The 11,556-nt window shown below is 55.5% G+C and carries 10 protein-coding genes and 1 riboswitch; of the genes, 5 read left to right on the plus strand and 5 right to left on the minus strand.

The window, feature by feature from the left end:
• Positions 1-20: 20 nt before the first annotated feature.
• Together J2Z49_RS09630 and J2Z49_RS09635 are read right to left on the minus strand one after the other, a co-directional pair.
• On the minus strand, positions 21-2,003 hold the full coding sequence (locus J2Z49_RS09630) for a glycoside hydrolase family 15 protein (RefSeq protein ID WP_307402527.1): 1,983 nt from the start codon (positions 2,001-2,003) through the stop codon (positions 21-23).
• 263 nt (positions 2,004-2,266) lie between these two features.
• A complete protein-coding gene (locus tag J2Z49_RS09635) occupies positions 2,267-4,096 on the minus strand; it encodes an NADH-dependent [FeFe] hydrogenase, group A6 (protein WP_307402528.1) in 1,830 nt (609 codons plus the stop codon).
• 169 nt (positions 4,097-4,265) lie between these two features.
• Here J2Z49_RS09635 and J2Z49_RS09640 point away from each other — a divergent pair, with 169 nt between their 5' ends.
• Positions 4,266-4,550, plus strand: a complete 285-nt coding sequence (locus J2Z49_RS09640) for a YgaP family membrane protein (protein WP_307402531.1) — start codon at positions 4,266-4,268, stop codon at positions 4,548-4,550.
• 252 nt (positions 4,551-4,802) lie between these two features.
• The gene (locus tag J2Z49_RS09645) at positions 4,803-4,925 is read left to right on the plus strand and encodes a DUF5678 domain-containing protein (protein WP_307402534.1); all 123 of its coding nucleotides are present in this window, start codon (positions 4,803-4,805) and stop codon (positions 4,923-4,925) included.
• An 80-nt stretch (positions 4,926-5,005) separates the two neighbouring features.
• Here the strand turns inward: J2Z49_RS09645 and J2Z49_RS09650 are convergent, their stop codons facing one another.
• The gene (locus J2Z49_RS09650; RefSeq protein WP_307402537.1) at positions 5,006-5,305 is read right to left on the minus strand and encodes a hypothetical protein; all 300 of its coding nucleotides are present in this window, start codon (positions 5,303-5,305) and stop codon (positions 5,006-5,008) included.
• Between the two features lie 265 nt (positions 5,306-5,570).
• Between J2Z49_RS09650 and J2Z49_RS09655 the strand changes: the two genes are divergently transcribed.
• From J2Z49_RS09655 to cobT, 3 genes are all read left to right on the plus strand, one after another.
• Positions 5,571-7,067, plus strand: a complete 1,497-nt coding sequence (locus J2Z49_RS09655) for a DUF342 domain-containing protein (protein WP_307402541.1) — start codon at positions 5,571-5,573, stop codon at positions 7,065-7,067.
• Between the two features lie 17 nt (positions 7,068-7,084).
• Positions 7,085-7,615 (plus strand): ferredoxin domain-containing protein, encoded by a 531-nt coding sequence (locus J2Z49_RS09660; protein WP_307402559.1) that lies wholly within the window; start codon positions 7,085-7,087, stop codon positions 7,613-7,615.
• 81 nt (positions 7,616-7,696) lie between these two features.
• Positions 7,697-7,917, plus strand: a riboswitch (cobalamin riboswitch).
• Positions 7,918-8,422: 505 nt separating this feature from the next.
• A complete protein-coding gene (gene cobT / locus J2Z49_RS09665) occupies positions 8,423-9,490 on the plus strand; it encodes a nicotinate-nucleotide--dimethylbenzimidazole phosphoribosyltransferase (protein WP_307402544.1) in 1,068 nt (355 codons plus the stop codon).
• A 173-nt stretch (positions 9,491-9,663) separates the two neighbouring features.
• Here cobT and fbp read toward each other — a convergent pair whose 3' ends face one another.
• Complete coding sequence (gene fbp / locus J2Z49_RS09670) at positions 9,664-10,758, minus strand: fructose-1,6-bisphosphate aldolase/phosphatase (RefSeq protein WP_307402547.1); 1,095 nt, start codon at positions 10,756-10,758, stop codon at positions 9,664-9,666.
• Positions 10,759-10,911: 153 nt separating this feature from the next.
• Positions 10,912-11,457 carry a pyruvate kinase alpha/beta domain-containing protein gene (locus J2Z49_RS09675; protein WP_307402548.1) on the minus strand — a complete coding sequence of 182 codons (546 nt, stop codon included), beginning with the start codon at positions 11,455-11,457 and terminating at the stop codon, positions 10,912-10,914.
• Positions 11,458-11,556: the final 99 nt, after the last annotated feature.

The following is an 11,556-nucleotide window of genomic DNA, read 5'->3' on the forward strand; positions in this document are numbered from 1 at the left end:
CTTCAATAAAAGACCCAGAATTACTTTTCTTTCGCAAACGAAAGTTTTCCCTGTAGGGCGAGGTGCAGGAGGATAAACATGGCGTGGGACCAGCCCAGAGGTATTACCCAGGCCGGCCCGCCCCGTTCTTTGTCCACCTGTTCGGGTAACAGACCGGTGGGTCCGGCATTATCCAGTGCCCAGCGGTAAAGGGCGCGGGCAGTATCCTGCTCGCCCCGCAGGGCGTGGACGATTCCCAACCAGAGGGTAGTCAATATCCAGGGGTTTCCGCCCCGGTAACCGTCCCATTCATAGCGATGAACGCCCCCTACCCGATTGTTACCCAGCACCCGGGTAATATTTTTCACAGTGGAATCCATTAAAGGATGGCCGGGTTCGAGTACCCGGAAGGGGAACACCAGGCCCAGAAGGGAGGAGTCAATGCGGGTGTCCTTTTCCACCCAGTAAATTTCATATAACCCAGGAGGTTCCTTGTCCTTCCAGGCCTGTTCGCCCCGGTCCAGGGCGCACTGGTAATCGTAGCAGCTAACCCGTCGGTTGATCCCCCGCAGGAAGCACTGCCGGTCTGGATTCCAGAGGTGGGTGAGAATGGATTTCCGTACAGTTTCCGCTGCCTCGCTCCATTTTTTTGCCTTTTCGGGTGCACCGATGCTTCCGGCCAGGGCCGCGGCACCTCTCAGTCCCCCGTAGATTGCCGCCGCTGCGTAGGTGCTCTGGATAAAGTTGTCTTCCCACAGGTCCAGCCCCGGTTCAGGCAACCCGTTTGGGGAAAGGTGTTCCACCAGATAAGCGGCACCTAAAAAAGTTGAAGGCCAGATTTCCTGCAAGAATTCCCTGTCCCGGGTCAGTTTGAAGTGGTGGTGGTAGCCCCATAAAACCGCTCCTACCTGGTCAATTTGTTTTCCCCAGGTGGGGGCCCAAAAACCATTGGTAAAGTAGCGCTGCTGCCAGCTTCCATCGGAATTCTGCACCCGGGAGGCGAAACGGTAGAATTCCCGGGCTTCCCGGTGATAGCCGGCCTCATCAAAGGCCAGGGCGGTATACATGCCGTCCCGAGGCCAGCAATAGCCGTACCCGCCGCAACCGGTATAAAAGGGGTCGAATTCAGGGGCTGCAATGCTGCCGCCCGTTTCCCGGTTGGTCAGGAGTTTTAAAACCATCAGGGACCGGCGAAAAGCGCCGTGCTCTTCCCCCTCTTCCCCCGGTAAGGGCCGGTGATTCAGCCAGCGTTCCCAAAAACCGGCCGTTTCTTCACGCCACTGTTGTCCCGATTTACCGGAAACCCTGGAGAGCAGCTCAAGAACGGCAGCTTCACTGGACGCGGCGGCCAGGTAAAGGGTCAATTCACGGGTTTCCCCGGGCAAAATCTCTCCCATTTCCCAGGCCACGGCTCCGGCTCCGGCGCGCAGGGTGGAAGAATCGCCGTAAAATTCGCCCCGGCTAGCCGGTTCAAGAGGATCGCCGGGGGTGTCCCGGCGGCCGGTATGGTATCCCACCAGGGGGTGACCCGGGGCCCTTAAGGCCAGAAAAATGTTGCGGCGGAATTGGATTAGCGTCTGGTGGGTTAATTCGAGGTACATGGTATCGTAAAGAGCTGATTCGTCAATGAGAAAGGTGCAGTAGACCACTAAATTAAGAGTGCGTACCCGGTCGGAAAGATTGGTCAACCGGTACTGGCGGGCAAGTACATCTTCATCGGGCAGAATAAAATCGGCCTGTTCCACTAAAAGGGCCACGTCGTCCCGGCGCCTGCAGGTTAGAACCACGGGGGTTTCGTTCAGGTAATGCTGTTCGCCGTGCCAGGGGGGCTCATGCAGCCACCAGACCCCTTCCGGGGCGGGGGCGGTTTGGCGGACACCTACGATAAACTGGCCGAGATGCTGTGCCTGGTCAATGTGCGGCCAGAACAAGCGGTAGAGTTCCCCGGTATTTTTAATGGTGGCCAGCATGCGGCCGTTGCCAATAACGGCGCCGGGGAGGAGGGGCAATAGCTTGCGATGCATGGAACAACCTCCGCAAAATATTTTACAGCGCTGGATTACAGGTTTCAAATGCTGCCATAAAAGTAGGGTGTTCTCTTCTATTTTCGTCCTTGTACTGGCAGGCCTGAAGGTAGCAGGAAAACTATTGCAAAAAGGCATAAGACGGGTTTTCCCCGATGTTTATAGTTTACCTGTCCATTCTCTGCCTGACAACGAAAAATCCCGGTTTTTTAAGCCGGGTGTTCCTGACGTTACATTTTGCCCGGGATAAGGATGCCTTTTCTCTAATGTAGCAAGCGGTAATCCGTTCTTACCCGGCGAATATAATGGGTATGCAAAATCTCTTTAGCCTTTTCGCTCAAGGGGTGACCGAGAAACTCCCGGTAAATTTGTTGTACCGCCGGGTTTTCATGGGCGCGGCGAAACTCTTTGTTTAAATCTATTTTGTACAATGCCTGGGCCCTCTGCATGCGGCGTTCAACCATGTTTGCTTCCCGCCGGTTCAATCGTCCCAGGATGGGTTGACCTCCTCCGCCCACACATCCTCCCGGGCAGGCCATAATCTCGATAAAATGAAATTTTTCTCCCCTCTTGATCCGCTCCAGCAGGCGACGGGCGTTCCTGGTGCCATGGGCCACGGCCAGGCGCAGGGTCTGGTCCTTTAGTTTAAGCCGTGCTTCCTTTATGCCACGCAGTCCGCGGAATTCCCGGAATTCCAGCCGGGTGGGCAAATCCCTGCCTTCCACCAGGGCATAAGCGGTGCGTATGGCTGCTTCCATGACCCCACCGGTGGCGGCAAAAATAACGCCGGCTCCGGTGGACAACCCCAGGGGTTGGTCGAATTCCTCATCTTCCAATTCATCAAACCGGATGCCCGCCTGACGGATCATCCGGGCCAGTTCCCGGGTAGTCAAAACGTAATCCACATCCCTTAAACCCCGGGTGACCAGTTCTGGCCTGGCGGCCTCAAATTTTTTGGCCGTGCAGGGCATTACCCCCACTACCACCATTTTTTTCGGATCCAGGCCTTCTTTTTCCGCATAATAGGTCTTGGCCAGGGCGCCAAACATTTCCATGGGGGATTTACAGGTGCTCAGGTTGTCCACAAATTCGGGATAGAAGTGTTCGCAGAATTTCACCCATCCCGGACTGCAGGAAGAGATCAGGGGCAGTTTGCCGTGCCCTTTCAGTCGCTCCAGCAGCTCGTGGGCTTCTTCCACAATGGTCAGGTCCGCGGCCAGTTCGGTGGTAAAGACCCGGTCAAAACCCAGTCGCCGCAGGGCAGCGGCCAGTTTGCCCCGTATAACCGTTCCCACTCCCAGGCCAAAGGCTTCTCCCAGAGTGACCTGGATGGCCGGGGCGGTCTGTACCACTACAAATTTATCCGGATCTTCAATGGCCCGCCATACCTCATCGATATATTCCCTTTCGGTGAGGGCGCCGGTGGGGCAGGCCATTACACACTGGCCGCAGCAGATGCAATCTACCTCGCCCAGATCCCTGCCGAAAGGCGGGCCGATGACCAGGTCAAAACCCCGGTTGCGCGGGCCCAGAACGCCAACCCCCTGTACCTCCCGGCAAACCGCCTCACAGCGGCGGCATCTGATGCACTTGTTATAGTCCCTGATGATAAAGGGATTTTTATTGGCTACAGGATAACGGCGCCGTTCCCCGGTAGCCCTTACCCTGCGGATACCCATTTCATCGGCCAGGCGTTGCAGCTCGCAGGTGAGATTGCGCACACACGTGGGACATTCCCCCTCGTGTTCCGTGAGCAACAGCTCGACCACCCTTTTCCGGGCCCGCCTGGCCCGGGGGCTGTGGGTGTAAACCTTAATGCCTTCGCTGGCCGGGTAAACGCAGGAAGCCTGCAGGGTTCTTCTGCCGTTGGCTTCCACTTCCACCAGACAGACACGGCATATGCCAGCTTCGTGGACGCCCGGGAGGTAGCAAAGGCTGGGGATATCGATACCTTCGGCGCGGCAGATTTCCAACAAATTCATCCCTTTGGGTACTTTTACGGGCCGGTCGTTAATCCAGATCCCGACTTTTTCTTCTTCCGGCTGGGGGACGGGTTCACAATGGCCGGCAGGTATTCGGGCGGCATTTTCCACTTCTGGTTCCCTCCTAATTTCGGCACTTCCATCTTAATGGCAGTATCCTGAGGCACGCGTTGTCCGCGCCCGTTCAAGATTACCCTTAGTGTTTATCCAGGGCTGTTTTTTAATGCGTTTTGCATAGTTTGTTATGCCGGGGCGCAAGCTAAAGGCGAGGTGAATGAGCATGCGGCTAAAACAAAACGTAGGTTCCACGGACCGGCTGGCCCGCATAATAGGGGGTGTAGCACTGGCCGTCCTGGCCCGGCCGCTCCTGTTAAAGGCCATGGGCATTTATTGGGCCCTGGAGGGAGTGCTGGGTTACTGCTTATGGTATGATCTCATGAACATAAGTTCCTTGCCGGGAAAACAACGCAAGTACGGGGAGGAGGATTTTCCCGTTCCCGGGGAAGCCAGGACTGGTTATACGGATGTGTTATCTTTTTCCCGGGAAAAGGCGGAATCGGCTTAATTACCCCTTGTCTGCAGAGGTATTTGGTGGTATACTGATTTTGGGTAAGGAGGTTTTTTGTGCATGTTGCTGGCGAGTATTATCAACGGCATGACTACCATGACCCGGTCGGGCATGCAAATGCGCGGCCTTTTTGTCATTGCCTTTTTCTCGCCTGCAACCTGATGGTTTTGTCCAAATTTAGTTTAGCTGACAGGACAGGCCACCCGGTTGGGGTGGCCTAAAATTTTTTATCCGGGAGGAGGTGCGGGTATGGCGGCTGAGGGGGTTATTCTGGTCCAGTGCCAGGGTCAGTGGCTGGCCTTCGTGGATGGTGTTGTGGTGGCCGTAGGGAATAATTTCGATGACGTTTGGAACCGGGCGCTGGTTTACTGAAAGCCGGTTTATGGTGTCGTTCCTTTTCTCCATGCACCGGTTTAAAATAAATTTGGTCCCCGCCGGGGGACCTTCGTTTTTTACATGCCTCTGATATAGCTGGCTTGCTGGCAGTGGGAGCAACGGTAGGAACCGAAATCCTTTATGGTACGGGTGACATTCCCGCAGTGGGGACAACGATAGGTGATTACCTCAAAGAGGCCGCTTGACAGCAGGATACAGGCGGCAATACCGGCCATAACGCCGGTGACTACGGCGGGTGCCTGTAGAACAACGCCTATTCCGGCCACCAGCAATATGGTGCCGGTGAAATAGAGCAAGCGCAGGAAAACCAGGAGCAGTTCCAGTCCGGGCGTTTTAATTTCTCCCGGGTGGTACATGTTTTCCCCCTCCTTAAGAACAGGCCTTTAACTTGATTTATTTCGAGCGGGAAGAAAAAATTCCTGCCCCATGGTACAAAAATTTACTCAAATCCTCACTTTATATTGCCGTTTGGAATTAAGCGGTGTGTCTGGCAGGAAATCCTCGAAGAGAAGCGAAATTTATTTTTAAAGGAAAATTACTTGCCCTCCTTATTTTTCACCGCGACGTTCCGAAAAAATATATTAAATAGCTGTTGTGTAGCGGCATTGGGGGGAGGGAATAATGGTCGATGAGTACCGGAGCGTGAAGGTAACCATTAGCGAGGATAAAATGAAAGCTTATGTTTCTGCTCCGGGGGAAGTTACCGTCCTGGATCCGGAAGCGGTTTATAAAGCGCTACAGGCGGCAGGAGTGGTTTTCGGAATCAAAGATGATGCGGTAATCTCGTTTGCTACGAGCCCCCAGCCGGAGCCGCTGCTGGTGGCGGAAGGGGAGCCTCCGCAACCGGGTGTGGATGAGCGGCTGGAAATGCTTTTTGATGATGGAACGCTTTTCGAAAGGGCTGTGGACGAGGATAAGCGCGTTGATTTCCGGGAAACCAGTACCATTGTCTCTGTGGAATCCGGGGCCTTGCTGGCAGTAAAGCACCCTCCGCAGCCCGGATTGCCAGGCAGGGCCGTGACCGGCGAGGATCTCCCTCCCCCGCCGCCACGGCTGTTGGAGTTGCGGGCGGGAAAAGGGGTGGAACTAAAGGAAAACGGTACCCGGGTGGTGGCCCTGGTTAACGGGCGGCCCTGGTATAAACAGGCCGGGAACACTTATGTTTTTAATGTTGACCCCCTGCTGGTTCACAAAGGGGATGTATGCATTAAAAGCGGTAACATCAGGTTTAAAGGGGACTTGAAAATTCTGGGCAATGTCTGCGAGGCCATGAAAGTTCAGGCTACCGGCTGTGTAGAAATCACCGGACTGGTAACCCGGGCCACGGTGATCAGCGGGGGCAAGTTGCAGGTACACCGGGGGGTGATCGGCAGTAAACTGCGGGCCGGTAGCGGTTTTCCCGGGGCTAAAAAGCTTTCCTTCATGCTCCGGGACATTCAATCCAACCTGGACCTTCTCAAGCAGGCCGTGGAGCAGTTAAAGCGGCACCAGGAAAACAATTTGGACCGGGTAGACTTCGGGCGGGTTCTTATGACCCTGATGGATACAAAATTTAAAAACCTGCGTTCCCTGGTAAAAAGCACCATGCGGGAAATTGCTGCCATCAGGGCAGAGGTGCCCGATGAAGTAGCCAGATGCTGCCGTTCCTTAAACTGTCTGGTGGGGCTGAATCCCCTGACGGTAAAAAGTTTTAGCGATGTAACCAGGGATGTGGAATCTGCCGCCGCCCTGCTGCAGGAAACTGCTGAAAATCCGGCCGATGTGGTGATCCCTTCGGCCATGAGTTCCACCATCCAGAGTTCCGGCAGCGTCTATGTGACCCAGCGGGGCTGTGTCAATACCACTATTAATGCCGGGCAGGATGTAGTGGTCAAAGGTTCTTTCAAAGGCGGGGAGGTCTTTTGTGAGGGCAACGCCGAGATAGAAGAACTGGGCAGCACCCTGGGGGTGCCTCCGGTGGTCCGGGTAGGGGCGGCCGGGGTAATCAGAGTAAAGCGGGCCTTCCCGGGGTCTGTGGTGCAGGTGGGGCAGCGCCGCATGATTCTTACGCAGGAAATGGGCTCTTTTAAAGCCCGTCTCAATAAAGAGGGAGAACTGGATATTATCCCGGGAAATTAATGCAATCAGGAAAGGTGATGGTAGTGCGCGAGGCTATGTTAATGGTTGCCCAGCTGATGGCCCTGTCGGCCCGGACCGCTCCCAAGGGGTTGGGCCAGGATTATGTGGGTACCCGGGTGCTGTCGGGAGAAGAGCTCTCCCGGCTGGCCGATGAAATGGAACGCTTTGGAAAGGAACGGGGGAAGGCCAACTTCGACCGGGATGCCGATAATGTGCGCCGGTCAGACGCGGTAGTACTCATTTCCCTCACGGAAAACAAGCCTTTGGGCCTGAACTGCGGGGCCTGTGGTTTTAGCCGGTGTGAGGATTTGCAAGCCCGGGAGGGCCCGGAATTCCCTGGCCCCTTATGCGCCTGGCGTCTTTTGGACGTGGGCATTGCCCTGGGTTCGGCGGCCAAAACGGCCAGCCTATTTAACGCCGACAACCGGATCATGTACCGGGTGGGTACGGTTGCCCGCCAGATGGGTTTACTCCAGGGTCCCATCGTGGTGGGTATTCCCATTTCCGCTACGGGCAAGAACATTTATTTTGATCGCCCGGTAAAGTAATACAGGTAAATTTTAATTTCAGATTCATGGCAGGAAAAATATCCGGGCACGTCGAACTAATAACTGCATCAACAGGCAAATATTAAACATCAGCAGGTGCCCCCGTTTTAAACCGGGGGAGAATAGGGAATCAGGTGAAAATCCTGAGCGGTCCCGCCACTGTGATCGGGGAGCAACCTCCATGTTATAAGCCACTGGCACGGCACTCACTGATGATCTGCTGAAGTATCCCCAGTTTTTCAGCCGGTTTTGGCTGGGTAGCGAGCGACTTGAGCCGAGCGGCCAGCCAAACTTAGCAAGGCGAAAAGCAAGGCAGGCCCGAGGGCATGGATGCCCGAGGCCGACAGCTGAGGCAGGATGCCGAATTTGCCGGGAAGCCTGCCGGAGCTTTGAGCCGAGTATTAGTTTGGCCCCCCAGCACTCACTGATACCGGAGTTCTTTGATAGGATGATTGATGCCTAATATAGGCTTTCAATCTCCGGGCAGGTATATGGATCCGGTTAGTGCTGGGTCACCGGAGCGAGCGAGAGCCAAAACAGGCTAGGTTGGAAAGTGGGATAACTCACTGATGAGCTGATACATGCGATGGCACTTGTTTTAGCAATGAAAATGTTATAGCATGGTTTAACCATATCACTGGTGAGTGCTGGCTGGGAAGGCGGCTGGTTGTGAGGATCCGGAGCCAGGAGACCTGCCTGCTGATTCTTTCACCGCTGGATGATGGTAAAGTCCACGGCCTAGTTCGGGCTGTGGGCTTTTAATTTAACCTGTTAACCTGAACTTTAATATGTGGGAGGTTGATCGTTTTGTTGCTGGAAAAGACCATTGCCGAAGTGGGAACGCTATACCCGGAGCCTATGGCTGAAGCCCGAAAACGGCTGGACAGCCTGATCAAACCACCCGGCAGCCTGGGCCGGCTGGAAGAGCTGGCCGTCCAACTGGCCGGTATTACCGGCAAACCCCGCCCTGTGGTTGGCGACCGGGTGATTATCATTATGGCCGGGGACCACGGGGTGGTAGCCGAGGGAGTGAGTGTGGCGCCCCAGGAGATCACCCACCAGCAGATTCCAGCCTTCCTCACGGGGGTGGCCGGTATTGGCGTGCTGGGGCGGCTGGCCGGCGCTCGCCTGGTGGTGGTGGACGTGGGGGTAGCGGTGCCGGTAGATTACCCAGGCGTGCTGAACCGGAAAGTGCGTCCCGGGACGGGGAACATTGCCTGCGGCCCGGCCATGACCCGGGAGGAAGCGGTACGGTCGGTGGAAGTGGGTATCGAGGTGGTCCAGGGGGAGATCGACCGGGGAGCAACTTTGATTGGCCTTGGCGATATGGGCATCGGGAACACCACTCCCAGCAGTGCTATTGCCGCGGTGCTGGGTGGTTATGCCCCCGAGGAGGTTACCGGCCGGGGCACCCTGGTCAACGACCAGGTTCTGTGCCAGAAGATAAAAGTGGTAACTAGGGCGCTGGAAGTGAACCGGCCCGATCCTGCAGACGCTCTGGACGTGCTGGCCAAGGTGGGTGGGCTGGAGATTGGCGGCCTGGCCGGCGTTATTCTGGGGGCGGCCGCCCGGCGGGTACCCGTGGTCATCGACGGCTTTATTACCACTGCAGCGGCCATGGTGGCGGCCGGCCTACAGCCCAGGGTAAAGGAGTTCATGATTGCGTCCCATCTTTCCGGCGAGCAGGGCCATCGTTTGATGCTGGAGCACCTGGGATTGGTACCCATGCTTTACCTGAATATGCGTTTGGGTGAAGGAACCGGTGCGGCCCTGGCTATGCACCTGGTGGAGGCGGCCTGCCGGGTGATTAACGAGATGGCCAGTTTCAGCGAGGCGGGCATTGCCGCTCTGGATGAAGATAAGATATTAAAGTAAACAAAAAATAACAGAGCCCTGAGCACCGCCTGCAGGTGGGCTCAGGGCCTGCTCAGTCTAACCAAATGCTACAGGGCAATCCGTCGGGCTTGGCGAACTGCCGGATGCGGACATGCACGTCCGGTGGGTGAGAGGTCTGATGTTAGCAGCCTATATCTACCCAGTTCAATGGTTTAGCGGAGTTTTTCAAAACGATCCTTTAGCTTTTTCAATACCTGGGGCATGGTGGTGTATTCCATTTCGTCCAGGTGCAGCCGGTGGGGTTCAAAGGGGCCCAGACTGCGCATGTAACTGGCAATTTCGTTGGCTATTTGCCGGGCCTGGTCGAAGGCCGGGTCGGCAAAGAAGTCCTGGGGACCAATAAGCTTGCCTTCGGCCAGCTGGAAGCCAAGGGCGACAACCCGGGGCGGGCCGTCAAAACGGGATGGGGTGGCCTGCTGCAGGCCTACCGGCATCAGAGGACCGCTGTGAGAGCCGCGCATCCAGCCGCTGACCAGGTGGGGTTTAGTGAAGGGTTCCAGCACTTCCCCAACCGCCGGCATACCGCTCTGGCAGCGTACGATACACACCGGGTCGTCCTTGCCTACGTAGCGACCGGCCATCAGATTTAACCGCTGGGTGCTGGATACGGCGGCAATTTCTCCCGATTTCTTATGAAAAACGCGCTTGATGCAGTAACGTCCGGGAGCGCCGATGAAAACGAGCATGTCATATATTTCCTCGGGGGCCGAGAAAGTAACACGGGTGTTTTCAATCAGGTCCCGCACCTCGAAAATAAACCCGTCGTGCATACTGGGGTCGATGACCAGCCCGGCGGTGTTAAAGGGATCGGCAAAAATTTTGTACAGGGGCAGGTTCCAGGCTCCCGGTTCCGTCTTGTCGGCCATAAAAATAATAATGGGTTCACTTTTGCGCTCTTCAAACTCCATTTCCGCTACTCCGGGACCTAAACCCTTGATGTTGCCGGAAAAGGCGTCGGCCAGCAGGTCCTGGCCAGCGCCGTAAAGCTTCAGTTTCTTGGCTATTTCAGTGCAGGCTACAAAAGTATCCCAGGCCAGCTGGTGGATTTCACCGTTATTCCGGCCCAGTTCGTGGGTCATAATCAGGTTAATATCGTCGCCTACATGGGTTACATAGGAGTCTATCAGGAGGGAGCTACCCTTAAGCATGCCCTGGGCCTTTTCAATCAGGGCGGAGTGGACGGACGAATGTCCTACACAACCTCCTACATCCGCTTTGATGACCGTAACGGTAATTTTCTTGCCCATGAAGATCCTCCCCGTACAAAAAATGATATACTTACACTTATTCTTGAAACGCAGGGCACTTTCCTGCTAAACAAAAAAATTTTTTAACCCAAATTTATAATTGTGATGACATAATTCTCTGTCTAGAGCTTATTGTGTTATCTTATTTAGACGTTAAAACTCTCTGGGCTTGCAAATAATTTCCTTAACCTTGGTGTCAAAAAAGCGGTTGGCATGGGCAGGAAGAATTACCGCGGCGGTATCGGCACCCGTTCCTGTTCCGGCAACAGCCACCACCTCTTTGCCCGCCGGGATCAGCCCGGCGTCAAGCGCCATGACGGCGATTTCCACACATACCTTCAAACCCTGACCCAGCATGCGCAGGGTTTGGGCAATGATTTCAGCGGGATAAACGCCGCCGAATTTGTTCCGCACCCCCCGATCCAGCCCGCCCATGAGATGGGTGGTGGTGAGCAGGCGTACTCCCCTGGCCGTCAGTTCTTCGCGCACGCCGGGGGGCATTTCATCCTCTCCCGGGGCGGTAAAGCCCACGTGGTGGGTTACGCAGACCACATGGGGGACCTTGCCGATAAGTTTTTTTGCCGTTGCCCCGCTGCAGGAGGCCACCACGATGTGGTCAATGGATAACTCCCGCGCCCTCTTCACCGCCAGGGCAATAGTCTCGTCAGTATTAACAGGACCTTTTTGGGACCAGTACATTCTCTTACCTCCTCGTATCATAGTATTAGAACCACCGGACAACCCCAGATTCCAGTTTAGGAATAATATGGGTTGACCGGATGGTTGGGAACCGGTTCC

This window comes from Desulfofundulus luciae (genome assembly GCF_030813795.1).
Lineage (GTDB): Bacteria > Bacillota > Desulfotomaculia > Desulfotomaculales > Desulfovirgulaceae > Desulfofundulus > Desulfofundulus luciae.

What these genes read in the sequence shown, in the direction of transcription:
- J2Z49_RS09660 (WP_307402559.1), top strand. Translation starts at nt 7,085, where the DNA reads ATGGTAGTGCGCGAGGCTATGTTAATGGTTGCCCAGCTGATGGCCCTG.
- J2Z49_RS09630 (WP_307402527.1), bottom strand. Translation starts at nt 2,003, where the DNA reads ATGCATCGCAAGCTATTGCCCCTCCTCCCCGGCGCCGTTATTGGCAAC.
- fbp (WP_307402547.1), bottom strand. Translation starts at nt 10,758, where the DNA reads ATGGGCAAGAAAATTACCGTTACGGTCATCAAAGCGGATGTAGGAGGT.
- J2Z49_RS09650 (WP_307402537.1), bottom strand. Translation starts at nt 5,305, where the DNA reads ATGTACCACCCGGGAGAAATTAAAACGCCCGGACTGGAACTGCTCCTG.
- J2Z49_RS09675 (WP_307402548.1), bottom strand. Translation starts at nt 11,457, where the DNA reads ATGTACTGGTCCCAAAAAGGTCCTGTTAATACTGACGAGACTATTGCC.
- J2Z49_RS09645 (WP_307402534.1), top strand. Translation starts at nt 4,803, where the DNA reads ATGGCGGCTGAGGGGGTTATTCTGGTCCAGTGCCAGGGTCAGTGGCTG.
- J2Z49_RS09640 (WP_307402531.1), top strand. Translation starts at nt 4,266, where the DNA reads ATGCGGCTAAAACAAAACGTAGGTTCCACGGACCGGCTGGCCCGCATA.
- J2Z49_RS09655 (WP_307402541.1), top strand. Translation starts at nt 5,571, where the DNA reads ATGGTCGATGAGTACCGGAGCGTGAAGGTAACCATTAGCGAGGATAAA.